Raw genomic sequence first — 14664 nt, 5'->3', positions numbered from 1 at the left:
GCGCCCTCCCATAGCCGCTTCCTGCGGCATCGTCACGTCGTTTCAGAGGCCAGCGATTGGGCCTAAGGTACGCCAGTTCCGAGCGAATTCAGCGCTGGCAGGTGATTGCGACATATTCGTCGCAATGGCCATGGGAGCAGTTTGCGCCGGATTTGGGGACAGAGCCGGTAATTTCGTCGGGATCGACCCGGCGATAGGCCGAAGCCTGGGCAAAATCGCGTGACTGGCAGTAGGTGCGGGCGACCTGCGCGCCGCATTTGTCGCTCTTGGCCAGGCACTGATCGACGCCGTAGCCGTCCGCCTGGTTCGGGATGATGAAGACGCGGGTCTCCGCGAGAGCGCTGGACGCCGCAAGGATGGAGGCGCAGGACATGAGCGCGAGCAATGATCGCATGAAAACACCGGGGCAAAAAATGTGAACTGCCAGTTCCAGAATGGGCTCAAATGGTTAAGGAGATGAACCATCCGCGCGCGGCGGCTGCGCATTGCGGAGATAAGACGGCGTTTTCGCGGCTCTCTTGACGCGGGGCCGCCTCATAGCCCATATGTTCCGTCATGAACGGTCTCCTCGTCATTTGCGCCATTTGCCGCGAGATTACGAGCTAGCGATTCGCTGGCTGGAGCCGTCTTTTCTCAAAACCATTGAGAGCACTGGACGCCCGGCCAACAGCCGACGGGTATCCTTATGGAATTGCGCCTTTACGATACGCTGAGCCGGGAAAAGCGCACCTTCGTGCCGCTCGATGCCAAGAACGTCCGCATGTATGTCTGCGGACCGACGGTCTATGACTTCGCCCATATCGGCAATGCCCGGCCGGTGATCGTGTTCGACGTGCTGTTTCGGCTGCTGCGCCATCTCTACGGTGAGGCGCACGTCAAATATGTCCGCAACATCACCGACGTGGACGACAAGATCAACGACCGCGCCGCGCGGGATTTCCCCGGCCTGCCGCTGAACGAGGCGATCCGGAAAGTCACCGAGCAGACCGGCAAACAGTTTCACGCTGACGTCGACGCGCTCGGCGCGCTGCGGCCGAGCGTCGAGCCGCGCGCCACCGAGCATATCGGCGAGATGCGCGAGATCATCGAACGGCTGGTTGCCGGCGGCTTTGCCTATGTTGCCGAGGATCACGTGCTATTCTCGCCGCAGGCGATGAACGCGGCCGATGCCGGGCTGCCGCGCTATGGCGCGCTGTCCAATCGTTCGCTGGACGAGATGGTTGCCGGCGCCCGCGTCGATGTCGCGCCCTACAAGAAAGGCAACACCGACTTCGTGCTGTGGAAGCCGTCCAAGCCCGGCGAGCCGTCATGGCCGTCACCCGCCGGCGTCGCCGCGCAGGGGCGCCCGGGCTGGCATGTCGAGTGCTCGGCCATGGCCTGGAAGCATCTCGGCGAGCACTTCGACATCCATGGCGGCGGCATCGATCTCGTGTTTCCGCATCACGAGAACGAGGTCGCGCAGACCTGCTGCGCCTTCCACCGGGAGCGCATGGCGAACTACTGGATGCATAACGGCTTCCTGCAGGTCGAAAGCGAGAAGATGTCGAAGAGCCTCGGTAACTTCGTCACTATTCACGAACTGCTCGCGGACTGGCCGGGCGAAGTGCTGCGCCTGAATATGCTCAAGACGCATTACCGCTCGCCGATCGACTGGACGATGAAGTCGCTGGAGGAGAGCGCCAGGACGCTCGACGATTGGTATCGGGTTGCGGCTGACGTCGCATCCGGCAAGCCCGCCCCCTCAGTGGTCGAGCCGCTGCTCGACGACCTCAACACGCCGCTGGCGATCGCGGCGCTGCATGGGCTGCGCGGCAGCGATGTTGGTGCCCTCGCGGGTTCGTTGCGTCTGCTCGGCTTTCTCTCCGAGAGTGCCGCGCAGTGGGAAGGACGCAAGCAGCAGGCGAGCGGCGTCGATGCCAAGGAAGTCGAGCGCCTGATCTCGGAGCGGACGGCGGCGCGTGCGCGCAAGGACTTTGCGGAGTCCGATCGTATCCGCGATCTGCTTGCCGCGATGGGCGTTGCGATCAAGGATTCCAAGGAAGGGACGACGTGGGAGGTCGCACGATGAAGCGACCCGATACGCCTTTTCCGCGGCACTGGTTCTATTACATCGCGCTGAAAATCCTGCTGCTCGGCGCTGCCGTGGCGCTGGCGCTGAAACTCTATGGGATGTGGTGAAGACGATGGCACAAGCACTCCCAAAGCCTGGCTTGCGGCCCTTCCTGCCGGAGGACGTGCCGGTTCTCGCCGCGATCTTCACCGCCAGCATCGAAGAGCTGACCGGCGAGGACTATAGCGAGGCCCAACAACAGGCCTGGATGGCGTCGGCGGAAGACGAAGAGTTCGGCAAGGGGCTCGCCTCCGACCTGACGCTGATCGCAACGCTGGAGGGGTCACCGGTGGGTTTTGCCTCGCTGCAGGGCAAGGATCATATCCGCATGCTCTATGTGCATCCGGCCGTGGCCGGGCAGGGCCTCGCGACCATGCTCGTCGATGCGCTGGAAAAGCTTGCGGGCGGCCGCGGCGCCGACAAGCTGACGGTCGATGCCAGCGACAACGCGCAGGGCTTTTTCGCCAAGCGCGGCTATGTCGCCATGCAGCGCAACAGCATCACTGTCAACGACGAATGGCTGGCCAACACCACCATGCAGAAGACGCTCGGCAGTGGACCCGCGTCGGGAGCGCTGCAATGAGCAAGGAGCGCCTCTATCTGTTCGACACCACGCTGCGCGACGGCGCGCAGACCAACGGCGTCGATTTCACGCTGACCGACAAGCAAATCATCGCCCAGATGCTCGATGAACTCGGCATCGACTATGTCGAGGGCGGCTATCCCGGCGCCAATCCGACCGACACCGAGTTCTTCGGCACCAAGCCGAAGTTTTCGCATGCGCGCTTCACCGCCTTCGGCATGACGCGGCGAGCGGGGCGCTCGGTTTCCAACGATCCCGGTGTGGCCGGGCTGCTGGAGGCCAAGGCCGACGTGATCTGCTTCGTGGCGAAGTCGTCGGCCTATCAGGTGCGCGTTGCCCTGGAGACGACGAAGGAGGAGAACCTCGCCTCGATCCGCGACAGCGTCGCAGCAGCCAAGGCCGCCGGCCGCGAGGTGATGCTCGACTGCGAGCATTTCTTCGACGGTTACAAGGAGGATTCCGGTTTCGCGCTCGCCTGCGCGAAAGCTGCTTATGAAGCCGGCGCGCGCTGGGTGGTGCTGTGCGACACCAACGGCGGCACCATGCCCAACGAGGTCGAAGCGATCGTCACCGAGGTGACGAAGCACATCCCCGGCGATCATCTCGGCATCCACGCCCATAACGACACCGAGCAGGCGGTGGCGAATTCGCTCGCCGCGGTGCGCGCCGGCGCGCGGCAGATCCAGGGCACGCTGAACGGCCTCGGCGAGCGCTGCGGCAATGCCAATCTCTGCTCGCTGATTCCGACCTTGAAGCTGAAGGCCGAGTTTGCTGACGCCTTCGAGATCGGCGTCACGGCGGAGAAGCTCGCGACCCTGGTCAAGGTGTCGCGCACGCTCGACGATATGCTCAACCGCGTTCCGAACCGGCATGCGGCCTATGTCGGCGAGAGCGCGTTCGTCACCAAGACCGGCATCCATGCCTCTGCCGTGCTGAAGGATCCGCAGACCTACGAGCATGTCTTGCCGGAGCTGGTCGGCAATCATCGCAAGGTGCTGGTGTCCGATCAGGCCGGCCGTTCCAATGTCATTGCCGAGCTCGACCGCGCCGGCATCGCCTATGAGAAGAGCGATCCGAAACTGTCGCGGCTGGTCGAGGAATTGAAGGAGCGCGAGGCGCAGGGCTACGCCTATGAATCCGCCAACGCCTCGTTCGAGCTGCTGGCGCGGCGCACGCTCGGCAAGGTGCCGCATTATTTCGAGGTCGAGCAGTTCGACGTCAATGTCGAGCAGCGTTACAATTCGCATGGCGAACGCGTCACCGTGGCGCTGGCGGTGGTCAAGGTCGACGTCGCCGGCGAGCATCTGATCTCGGCGGCCGAAGGCAACGGTCCCGTCAACGCGCTCGACGTCGCGCTGCGTAAGGACCTCGGCAAGTACCAGAAATATATCGAAGGCCTGACGCTGATCGACTACCGCGTTCGTATCCTCAACGGCGGCACCGGCGCGGTCACGCGCGTCCTGATCGAGAGCGAGGACGAGAACGGCGACAGCTGGACCACGGTCGGGGTGTCCCCCAACATCATCGACGCCTCGTTCCAGGCGCTGATGGATTCGGTGATCTACAAGCTGGTGAAGTCGGGCGCGCCGGCGTAGGGCGGCGGTGCCACAAACGGGATGACGAGCAGGAGAGGGGGCGCGACCCATGATCGATCACATCTCTGTCGGCGTCAGCGATCTCCAGCGCTCGGCGACATTTTACGAGGCAACACTCGCCGCGCTCGGTCTCGCTCGCCTCGTCACGCGGCCGCGGACGATCGGCTTCGGCAAGGCCTATCCCGAATTCTGGATCAATCTGCGCGAGGGCATGCCGCACGTGCCGCCGGAGAGCGGCGTCCATATCTGCCTGCGGGCAAAGACGACCGTCGAGGTCGATGCATTTCACGCCGCAGCGCTGTCGGCCGGCGGCGCATCCGACGGCGCGCCGGGTATCCGCCCGCACGATCGCGTGCGTTATTACGCAGCCTTCGTTGTCGACCCCGATGGTAACCGGATCGAGGCGGTGACGTTTCCTGCGGACTAGAGCTTGCGCGCCATTTCCGGTGCGAGCTGCTTTTCCGCATCTTCGATCTGCGCTGCAGCCGATTTCAGCTTCGGCAAAATCTCTTCGATCCGATCGGCCTTGAGGATGTCGACCGAAAGGCCGGCGCGGATGAACTCGGTCTGGCGCATGTGCGACAGCAGCGAGAACAGCGGCTCCCAGAAATTATCGATGTTGGCAAGCAGCACCGGCTTGGCGTGACGTCCCAGCTGCTTCCAGGTCAATTGCTCGACCAACTCCTCCAGCGTGCCGACGCCGCCCGGCAGCGCCACGAAGGCGTCGGAGCGTTCGAACATCAGTCGCTTGCGCTCGTGCATGTCGGGGGTGACGATCATCTCCTGCACGCGCGTCAGCGCGTTTTCCCGCATCCGCAGGAAATCGGGGATGATGCCGGTGACAGTGCCGCCGTGATCGAGGACGGAGGTCGCCACCGAGCCCATCAGGCCGAGCGAGCCGCCGCCATAGACGAGGCGGATGTTGTTCTCGGCGAGCGCCTTGCCGAACGCCTTGGCGCCTTCGGTGAAACGGGGATTGGTTCCTGGGCCGGAGCCGCAATAGACACAGACGGTTTTGATCGTGCTCATTGGTGCCATGATGCATTGCAGCGAAGAGGCGTCAAGCCCAATCGGTGATTCGGGGCTTCCGGAAATCTACCGGTAAACCACGACGAACAATCCAAGATTCGCCATCTGGCGGGGTGCATGGGCATCGGTAAGGCTCTATATGACAAACGAAAATCCTTAATGGCAACGCAGCCCGCATTCGACGGGCTTTTCAGGCTTCTTGATGGACCAAGCTCAATCGCCCGCCGGCGCCAACGTTCCTGATCCCGCCGGGGGGCCGCTGGAGCGGGCCACGCTGATGGGCACGCTGGCGCATCTGTGGCCCTATATCTGGCCGGGCGACCGTTTCGACCTGAAGATGCGCGTGGTCTGGTCGATGGTGCTGCTGCTCGCCGCCAAGCTGATCACGCTGACGGTTCCTTTCAGCTTCAAATGGGCGACCGACGCGCTGACCGGCGCCAACAGTGCGCCAGTTCAGGCCGACAATTGGCACCTCTGGGTGATCGCCTCGCCGCTGCTGCTGACCGCCAGCTACGGCGTGATGCGCATCGTGATGGCGGTGCTGACGCAATGGCGCGACGGCATTTTCGCGCGCGTTGCCATGCACGCGGTGCGCAAGCTCGCCACCATCACTTTCATCCACATGCACGAGTTGTCACTGCGCTTCCACCTGGAGCGCAAGACCGGCGGCCTGACGCGCGTGCTCGAGCGCGGCCGCGAGGGCATCGAGGTCATCGTGCGCATGGTGATCCTGCAGCTGATCCCGACCATCGTCGAGGTCTCGCTGCTGATGGCCGTGCTGCTGTGGCAGTTCGATTGGCGCTACGTGCTTGCGACCCTCGTCACTGTCGCGGTCTACATGTACTACACCTACATCGCGACCGAGTGGCGGATCGGCATCCGCCGCAAGATGAACGATGCCGACACCGAGGCGAACACCAAGGCGATCGACTCGCTGCTCAACTACGAGACCGTCAAATATTTCAGCGCCGAGGCCCGTGAGTCACAGCGCTACGACCGGTCGGTCGCGCGTTACGAGGAGTCGAGCGTCCAGGCCTATACTTCGCTGGCCGTGCTCAACACCGGGCAGGCCGTGATCTTCACGCTGGGGCTGACCGCGACCATGCTGATGTGCGCGATCGGCGTGCGCAACGGCACCAACACGGTCGGCGATTTCGTGCTGGTCAACGCGATGATGATCCAGCTCTACCAGCCCTTGAACTTCATGGGCATGGTTTATCGCGAGATCAAGCAGGCGATCATCGACATCGAGAAGATGTTCAACGTGCTGGGGCGCGAGGCTGAGATCAAGGATGCGCCGGGCGCGAAGCCACTGGTGGTCTCCGCGGGCAATGTGCGTTTCGAGGATGTGCGCTTTGCCTATGAGCCGTCCCGTCCGATCCTCAAGGGCATCAGCTTCGAGGTGCCGGCCGGCAAGACGGTCGCGATCGTCGGCCCGTCAGGTGCGGGCAAGTCGACCATCTCGCGGCTTCTGTTTCGCCTCTACGACATCTCGGGCGGCAAGATCCTGATCGACGGCCAGGACATTCGCGAAGTCACGCAGGCGAGCTTGCGCGCGTCCATCGGCATGGTGCCGCAGGACACCGTGCTGTTCAACGACACCATCCGCTACAACATCCGCTACGGGCGTTGGGACGCCAGCGATGCCGAGGTCGAGCAGGCAGCGCAGCTGGCGCAGATCGATCATTTCATCCGCATGGCGCCGAAAGGCTACGAGACCCAGGTCGGCGAGCGCGGCCTGAAACTGTCCGGCGGCGAAAAACAACGGGTTGCGATCGCGCGCACCGTGTTGAAGGCGCCGCCGATCCTGGTGCTGGACGAGGCGACCTCCGCGCTTGACACCCACACTGAGCACGAAATCCAGGGTGCGCTCGAGCGCGTGGCGAAGAACCGCACTTCGCTGGTGATCGCCCATCGGCTCTCGACCATCGTCGGCGCCGACGAGATCATCGTGCTGGACCAGGGCCGCATCGCCGAGCGCGGCACCCACGCGAAACTGCTTGGGGAGGGGGGACTTTACGCCAGCATGTGGAACAGGCAGCGCGAGGCCGAGGCGGCGCGCGAGAAACTGGCGAGGATGGCCGATTCCGGCGAGGCGCCCAACCGGGAGCCACCGCCGGTCGCCGATGTCCTGACGGCGCCTGCGGCGGCGGAGTGACCTTGTCTCCGGTCCCAACTCTGGCCTAAACAACACCACCGCGCGGGACGACCTGCGCCATCAACCCTGAGCGGCAGATAGCGATGTCCATTCTCGATTCGATCCAGCGTCAGATCCCGCCGATCCACAAGGAGGGATATCCCTTCATCGGCGGCTTTGCGCTGGCAAGCCTCCTCCTGTTCTGGCTGTGGTCGCCGTTGGGGTGGATCGGCACCATCCTGACCGTATGGTGCGCGCTGTTCTTCCGCGACCCCGTGCGCGTGACCCCCGTGCGCGAGGGGCTCGTGGTGTCGCCCGCCGACGGCCGCGTCTCGATGATCACTATGGCGCTGCCGCCGGCCGAGCTCGGCCTCGGCGATCGGCCGCTGCCGCGCGTCTCGGTGTTCATGAGTGTGTTCAACTGCCATGTGAACCGCAGCCCGATCGCGGGCCGGGTGGACCGTATCGCCTACCGGCCCGGCCTGTTCATCAATGCCGAGCTGGACAAGGCGAGCGAGGACAATGAGCGCAACTCGCTGGTGATCACGACGCCGACGGCGCGGATCGGCGTGATCCAGATCGCGGGTCTGGTCGCCAAGCGCATCGTCTGCTTCGTCAAAGAGGGGCAGGCAATCGGCGCCGGTGAGCGCTTCGGTCTGATCCGATTCGGCTCGCGGCTCGACGTCTATCTGCCGCTGGGCACGAAGGCGCTGGTCTCGGAAGGCCAGACCGCGATCGCCGGCGAGACGATTCTGGCGGATCTTGCCGGAGACGACCCGAGCCGCGCCTACCGTGCCAATTAACCAATAAGTCGGTCCTGAGGGGCCTTCCGCCGCAATGGCGGAGGGGAACGCGGCTTGCTATATCTCGCCCCAAGGTGAGGACGAGCCATGACGCCTTATGACTTCAAAGATCCTGATGTGCGCCGCCGGCGGTTCCGCCCGATCCCGGTGCGCATGCTGGTGCCCAACGTCATCACGCTGCTGGCGATCTGCGCCGGCCTGACCTCGATCCGGCTCTCGATCGAGGGGCGGATGTCGCTCGCGGTCTACGCCATCGTGTTCGCGGCGGCACTCGACGGCATCGACGGCCGCATCGCGCGCATGATCAAGGGGCAGTCCAAGTTCGGCGCCGAGCTCGACAGCCTCGCCGACTTCGTCAATTTCGGCGTGGCGCCCGGCCTGATGTTGTATTTCTGGCAGCTGCACGAGCTCGGCAATGCCGGCTGGATCGCCGCCATGGTATTCGCGATTTCCGGTGGCCTCCGCCTGGCGCGCTTCAATGCCACCATGGACGATCCCAACAAGCCGGCCTTCGCCGCCAACTTCTTCACCGGCGTGCCGGCGCCGGCCGGCGCGATCACGGTGCTGCTGCCGATCTATGTCGCGTTCCTCGATCTCGGCCGGCTGCCTGCGGCGGTGACGGCTGCGTATACGCTGCTGATCGCCTTCCTGATGGTGTCGCGCCTGCCGGTGTTCTCCGGCAAGACCAAGCGCATGCGCGTGCCGCCCGAGCTGGTGCTGCCGGCGTTCGTCGCGGTGGTCGTGTTCATCGCGATCCTGATCGCCTATCCCTGGCACGTGCTGTCCATCGGAACGGTGCTGTATCTGCTCGCTTTGCCGCTCGGCTACAAATCCTATCGCGACCAGGCGCGCGCGATGGAAGCCACCGCGCCGGCTGGAGGCGAGGTCTCCTCGCCGCCTTCGGCGCCGACGCTGGCAAACCTGTCGGAGCCGCCGCGCGAAGACGACCGGCCCGACCGGCTGCACTGAACGGCAAGCGCCAAGCAGCCAAGGCACTGAACAGCGAGACTTGGATATCTGCCATGAGGCGCCCTGAGTTGGGTTGAAGCCCGATCTCGGCTATATCGCCCGGTGCAGGCGGCACCGCACCAACAGCGGCCGCCAATCTGGGAGAGAACGCTGTGACGAATACTGCGACCGGGCCGCTGCCCGCTTCCGTCCTCGAAGCGCTGGGCCGCTATGACACGCCGACGATCTGCAATGCCATGGAGATCGTGGCGCCCGAGCGCCGGCTGATCGGCTACACCACCAAACCACTGGTCTGCCCATTTCCCGATCTGCCCCCGATCGTCGGCTATGCCCGCACGGTCGCGATCCGCTCGGTGCTGAAAAATTCACTACCGCCGGAAGAGCAGTCCAAGCGCCGCATCGCATATTACGAATATGTCGGTACCGGCCACGGTCCGCGCATCTCGGTGATCCAGGACATCGACGGTCCCGACGTCGGCTACGGTGCGTTTTGGGGCGAGGTGCAGAGCAACGTGCACAAGGCGCTCGGCTGCCTCGGCGTCATCACCGACGGTTCGATCCGCGACATTCCGCAATGGGCGCCGGGCTTCCAGGCGCTGGCCGGCTCGATCGGCCCGTCGCATGCATGGGTGCATGCCGAGAGCTTTGGCGGCGAAGTGCGCGTCGCCGGCATGACCGTGAAGTCGGACGATCTGATCCATGCCGACCAGCACGGCGCCGTCGTAATTCCGCACGATATTGCCGCAAAGCTGCCCGAGGCCGCCGAACTCTGTGGCCGCCGCGAGACGCCGATCCTCGAGATCGCCCGCAGCCCCGACTTCTCGTTGGAGAAGTTGAAGGCTGCGCTGAAGCGCTCGGCGGAGATTCACTAACGGCGGGACCGCGATGATCTACGGTTGCGACGCCGCTCGCAGGCTGCCCTGTTCCGTCAGGAACAAGGCGGCCTGATCCGGCTCGCCGAGCACCGCGGCAGCGCATCCGATCAAGGTGAAGCCGCCGGCAAAATCCCACAGGGTGATATCTTCCGCATTGTCCGGCATGTGGATCAGGTGCGCTACGATCACGGCGAGGGCCGCCTCGGCAAAGAGCAGCACGCTGAACGCCGGCAGGACGAGCCCGGGTTCGAGCATGTGGAGCGCCAGCACTGCGGGAAGCGCGGTGAGAAGACTGAACAGCGTCACCATTGCGATGCCTTCCGCCATGAGGTCCCGGCCCGGATCCAGAATACCAATTGATCGGTCGCCCCCGATGTGGCGCAGGGCCGCAGCCGAAGGGATCGCGTGCACGGGTGACGGGTGCGCGCGACACCGTATGGTTAGCAAAATGTTGAGATCCGTGTCGGCAGTCGGCAAAAGCCGGCGCCTTTCAGCGCGCTGCGGCCGCCAGGCGCGCCGGCTCAACTTAACCTTTACGCGTCTTTAATCGCGGCTCACTAGGGTTTCCGATGCGGTTCGGGGTTGGGCCGCGCCATCGGCCAGGACGGCCGTTGTTGCGTTCGCGTTGGAGTCTCCCATGGATATCATGACGAGCATCGGGCTCGTGGCGGGCATTGTCGTCATCGCGACGATGATGCTGCTGGGCGGCGATCTCCACATGTTCGTTTCCGAGCATGCGATGATCATCATCTTCGGCGGCTCGACGGCCGCGACCATGATCCGCTTTCCGCTCTCGACGCTGATCCACGGCCTACCGCTCGGCGCCAAGTTTGCCTTCACTATGAGCCGTCTGTCGGCGCACGATCTGGTCGACGAACTCGCCCGCATCGCCGAGATCGCCCGCAAGCAAGGGCCGGTGGGTTTGGAAAAGGTCGAGACCGACGAGCCGTTCCTCGCCAAGGGCATCCGCTACGTCGCCGACGGCTACGACCTGGACTTCATTCGCGACAATCTCGAGCGCGACCGCGATAATTTTTTGATGCATCTGGATGAAGGCAGCAAGATCTACCGCGCCATCGGCGACTGCGCCCCGGCCTTCGGCATGGTCGGCACGCTGATCGGCATGGTGCAGATGTTCGCCAACATGACCGACCCGTCAAAGCTCGGCCCGTTCATGGCGACCGCGCTGCTCGCGACTCTCTACGGCGCGCTGGTCGCCAACCTGTTTTGTACCCCGATCGCCGACAAGCTGCATGGAAAGCTCCTGGACGAAGAGACCAACCGCACGCTGATCATCGACGGCATCCTGATGATCCGCGACTCCAAGAGCCCCACGCTGGTCCGCGAAATGCTGCTGGCCTATCTGCCCGAGAAGCACCGCCACGCTGAAGGCGAGCCGGTGCCGGCCTGAGGCCGCGCGCCGGGATTTGAGATATGGCCAAGAAGAAGCGCGGCGATTCACACGGAGGCGGTCACGGCTGGTTCGTGACCTTCGCCGATCTGATGGGCCTGATGATGAGCTTCTTCGTGATGCTCGTCGCGTTCTCGACCCAGGATGCCAACAAGCTGAAGGTCGTCGCAGGCTCCATGCGCGACGCCTTCGGTGTCCAGACCGAAGCGCGCTATTCCGGCATCGTCGAGTCCGACGGGCTGCCGACCCGCCCTCGGCTGAAGAACGTCGATCACATTCAGCCCGAGGACTCCTCCAACACGCCGACGCCGGACCAGGAGGATCGTGACCGCACGTCGGGCGCCAAGATCAAGGTCGACCGCAATTTTGCGCTGGCGGCGGCCTCGCTGCGCCAAGCGTTGCAGGACATGCCGGAATTGACCGAGATGTCGAAGCACATCATGTTCGAGGAGACCAAGCAGGGCCTCAACCTCGAGATCGTGGACCAGGACGGTCGCTCGATGTTCGCCGACGGCTCCAAAGTCCCCTATGACCGCACCCGCCGCCTGATCGAGAAGCTCGCTGTCCCGCTCAAGGCGACGCCGCTGCGCGTCTCCATCGCCGGCCACACCGCGGCTGGATTCGTGCCGACCCGCAGCGACTACGGCGCCTTCGATCTGTCGGCCGACCGCGCCAATGCCGTGCGTCAGATCCTCGAACGCGAGGGCCTGCCGGCCGCCCATGTCTTCGCCGTCGCCGGCAAGGCGGATACCCAGCCGCTGTTTCCGGACGATCCCTCGCTCGCGGCCAACCGGCGGGTGACCATCACCCTGATGCGCGAAGATCCGCCGCTGCCGCCGAATCTGAAGCCGTAGGGCGCATTCGAGCGAAGTGGACCCTGTTTCGCGCGAAGAAGCGCGACAAAACAAGGATGTAGAGCCAATTCCCCTTCAATCGGGGACTGAAAGGCTCAGGGCTCTTGTGCCACCATCTTACCTGAGGCATGTCGTCGCGTGGGCAACGACCGTTGCTGCGCCGTCACAGCATCTGGCCCGGTGCCTGCTATGGTGATGTGCCGATTGACAGGGGCGCCGGAACCGTCAAAAGGCGCCGGATCAATTCTCGGGCAGAAGCGTTCCAGTTTCATATGACGGCGAGCATCACATCGACCGAAGCTCCGGACGGGCCGGTCACCTCGGGTTTCTGGGGCCTGACGCTCGGGAGCATCGGCGTCGTCTTCGGCGACATCGGCACGTCGCCGCTCTACGCATTCCACGAGGCCGTCAGGGGCGCGGCCCATGGCCAGCCGGTCTCGCGGGTCATGGTGCTCGGCGTGCTCTCGCTGATCCTTTGGGCGCTGCTGATCGTCGTCACCGCCAAATACGTGCTGCTGCTGCTGCGCGCCGACAACAACGGGGAGGGCGGCACGCTTTCCCTCATGGCGCTCGGCCAGCGCGCGCTCGGGCGGCGGAGCTGGTTCCTGATGGCGCTCGGCGTCGTCGGCGCCTCCATGTTCATCGGCGATTCCATGATCACGCCGGCGATCTCGGTGTTGTCGGCGGTCGAGGGTCTGAAGCTCGCAACGCCCGCCTTCGAGCACTATGTCGTTCCCCTGACCGTTCTCATCCTGACGCTGCTGTTCGCGGTCCAGAGCAAGGGGACGGCACTGGTCGCCTCAGCCTTCGGGCCGGTGATGGTCGTCTGGTTCACCGTTCTTGCCGTGCTGGGTGCCGTTCACATCGCCGACGATCCGTCGGTGCTGGCAGCGATCAATCCCTATTACGCCCTGCAATTCCTGCTGTCGCACGGCACGATCGGCCTGGTGACACTGGGCGCGGTGTTCCTCGCGGTGACCGGCGGCGAGGCGCTCTACGCAGACCTCGGCCATTTCGGCCGCAAGCCGATCCAGTCGGCCTGGATGTTCTTCGTGCTGCCTGCGCTCCTGATCAACTATTTCGGGCAGGGCGCACTGGTGCTGTCGGATCCCAGCGCGATCGAACACTCCTTCTATCGCATGGTGCCCGAGCATTTCGTGCTGCCGCTGGTCGGACTTGCGACCGCGGCGACCGTGATCGCGAGCCAGGCGGTAATCACGGGGGCCTATTCCCTGGTCTATCAGGCAGTGCAGCTCGGCCTCCTGCCGCGCTTCGAGGTGCGCTTCACCTCGGAAACTCATGCCGGCCAGATCTATCTGCCGCGTGTAAACCGGCTGCTGCTGATCGGTGTGATGCTGCTGGTGCTGTTGTTCCACACCCCCAGCAATCTGGCTTCGGCCTACGGTATTGCGGTCTCCACCACCATGGTTGCTGACGGCATCATGGGCTTCATCGTGATCTGGAAATTGTGGAACTGGCGCGCGGCGACGGCCGCAGCGGTGATCCTGCCCTTCGTCGTGGTCGACATCAGCTTCTTCAGCGCGAATCTTCTGAAGCTGCTCGAAGGCGCCTGGGTGCCGCTGCTGTTCGGCGTGATCATGGCAGGGACAATCTGGACCTGGCGGCGAGGGTCCGGGATCCTGATCCAGAAAACGCGCCGCATCGAGGTGCCGCTGGACGATCTGATCCGGAGCCTGGAAAAGCGGCCGCCGCACATCGTCAAGGGCACCGCGGTGTTCCTGACCAGCGATCCCTCCTTCGTGCCGACCGCGCTGCTGCACAATCTCAAGCACAACAAGGTGCTGCACGAGCACAACGTGGTCCTGACCATCGAGACCGCGCACACGCCGCGGGTCGATCTGTCGGAGCGTTTCCGGATGGAGAAGATCAGCGACAAGTTCTTCAAGGTCCGCCTGCGCTTCGGTTACATGGAGCAGCCGAACGTGCCCAAGGCGCTCGCGATCGCGCGCAAGCAGGGCTGGCAATTCGACATCATGTCGACCTCATTCTTCGTGTCGCGGCGCTCGCTGAAGGCGTCGGCGCAGTCCGGCATGCCGCTTTGGCAGGACCATTTGTTCATCGCGCTGAGCCGGTCCGCCAACGACGCCACCGACTATTTCCAGATTCCCACCGGACGCGTGGTTGAAGTCGGAACCCAGGTCACCATCTAAATGGCGGCCGGCGAAGCCATGCAAATGTGCATGGCCAAGGCCCGAAATCTGGCTAGGCTATGCCGGCAGCGCAGGCCTATAAGCCCCGCGCCCTTCTGCCGTTGTGCAGTGAAGCATTTTTAGAGGC

General features: G+C 64.2%; 14 protein-coding genes. 11 read left to right on the top strand and 3 right to left on the bottom strand.

The window, feature by feature from the left end; translation table 11 throughout:
- Positions 1-88: 88 nt before the first annotated feature.
- Positions 89-394 carry a hypothetical protein gene (locus IVB54_RS23595; protein ID WP_026233782.1) on the bottom strand — a complete coding sequence of 102 codons (306 nt, stop codon included), beginning with the start codon at positions 392-394 and terminating at the stop codon, positions 89-91.
- Positions 395-685: 291 nt separating this feature from the next.
- On the opposite strand from IVB54_RS23595, the gene cysS reads away from it, so the two are divergent.
- The 4 genes from cysS (at position 686) to IVB54_RS23575 (ending at position 4715) form a co-directional block, all read left to right on the top strand.
- A complete protein-coding gene (gene cysS, locus IVB54_RS23590) occupies positions 686-2068 on the top strand; it encodes a cysteine--tRNA ligase (protein WP_018459351.1) in 1383 nt (460 codons plus the stop codon).
- A gap of 115 nt (positions 2069-2183) precedes the next feature.
- Positions 2184-2693, top strand: a complete 510-nt coding sequence (locus IVB54_RS23585) for a GNAT family N-acetyltransferase (protein ID WP_085385796.1) — start codon at positions 2184-2186, stop codon at positions 2691-2693.
- Positions 2690-4288, top strand: coding sequence for a citramalate synthase (cimA, locus tag IVB54_RS23580; RefSeq protein ID WP_018459349.1), 1599 nt, complete (start codon positions 2690-2692; stop codon positions 4286-4288). Before IVB54_RS23585 ends, cimA begins: the two co-directional genes overlap by 4 nt.
- 49 nt (positions 4289-4337) lie before the next feature.
- Positions 4338-4715, top strand: coding sequence for a VOC family protein (locus IVB54_RS23575; protein ID WP_018459348.1), 378 nt, complete (start codon positions 4338-4340; stop codon positions 4713-4715).
- Here the strand turns inward: IVB54_RS23575 and IVB54_RS23570 are convergent.
- Complete coding sequence (locus IVB54_RS23570) at positions 4712-5317, bottom strand: TIGR00730 family Rossman fold protein (RefSeq protein ID WP_018459347.1); 606 nt, start codon at positions 5315-5317, stop codon at positions 4712-4714. The genes IVB54_RS23575 and IVB54_RS23570 overlap by 4 nt on opposite strands.
- A 202-nt stretch (positions 5318-5519) precedes the next feature.
- On the opposite strand from IVB54_RS23570, the gene IVB54_RS23565 reads away from it, so the two are divergent.
- The 4 genes from IVB54_RS23565 (at position 5520) to IVB54_RS23550 (ending at position 10098) form a co-directional block, all read left to right on the top strand.
- Entirely contained in the window at positions 5520-7475 is a 1956-nt protein-coding gene (locus tag IVB54_RS23565) for an ABC transporter ATP-binding protein/permease (RefSeq protein ID WP_018459346.1), read from the top strand.
- A 77-nt stretch (positions 7476-7552) separates the two neighbouring features.
- Positions 7553-8257 (top strand): phosphatidylserine decarboxylase, encoded by a 705-nt coding sequence (locus IVB54_RS23560; protein ID WP_256374445.1) that lies wholly within the window; start codon positions 7553-7555, stop codon positions 8255-8257.
- Positions 8258-8344: 87 nt separating this feature from the next.
- Positions 8345-9226, top strand: coding sequence for a phosphatidylcholine/phosphatidylserine synthase (locus IVB54_RS23555; RefSeq protein ID WP_018459344.1), 882 nt, complete (start codon positions 8345-8347; stop codon positions 9224-9226).
- A gap of 152 nt (positions 9227-9378) precedes the next feature.
- Positions 9379-10098, top strand: a complete 720-nt coding sequence (locus IVB54_RS23550) for an RraA family protein (RefSeq protein ID WP_018459343.1) — start codon at positions 9379-9381, stop codon at positions 10096-10098.
- 18 nt (positions 10099-10116) lie between these two features.
- On the opposite strand, the gene IVB54_RS23545 is transcribed toward IVB54_RS23550, so the two are convergent.
- Positions 10117-10410: a hypothetical protein gene (locus IVB54_RS23545; protein WP_204513921.1), complete on the bottom strand. Its 294-nt coding sequence runs from the start codon at positions 10408-10410 to the stop codon at positions 10117-10119.
- 328 nt (positions 10411-10738) lie between these two features.
- On the opposite strand from IVB54_RS23545, the gene IVB54_RS23540 reads away from it, so the two are divergent.
- From IVB54_RS23540 to IVB54_RS23530, 3 genes are all read left to right on the top strand, one after another.
- Positions 10739-11512, top strand: a complete 774-nt coding sequence (locus IVB54_RS23540; RefSeq protein ID WP_018459340.1) for a MotA/TolQ/ExbB proton channel family protein — start codon at positions 10739-10741, stop codon at positions 11510-11512.
- A gap of 23 nt (positions 11513-11535) precedes the next feature.
- The gene (locus IVB54_RS23535; RefSeq protein ID WP_007592497.1) at positions 11536-12366 is read left to right on the top strand and encodes a flagellar motor protein MotB; all 831 of its coding nucleotides are present in this window, start codon (positions 11536-11538) and stop codon (positions 12364-12366) included.
- A gap of 272 nt (positions 12367-12638) precedes the next feature.
- Positions 12639-14537 (top strand): potassium transporter Kup, encoded by a 1899-nt coding sequence (locus IVB54_RS23530; protein WP_018459339.1) that lies wholly within the window; start codon positions 12639-12641, stop codon positions 14535-14537.
- Positions 14538-14664: the final 127 nt, after the last annotated feature.

The organism is Bradyrhizobium sp. CW1 (assembly GCF_023100665.1).
GTDB lineage: Bacteria > Pseudomonadota > Alphaproteobacteria > Rhizobiales > Xanthobacteraceae > Bradyrhizobium > Bradyrhizobium canariense_D.
This window is presented reverse-complemented; position numbering and strand designations above follow the sequence as displayed.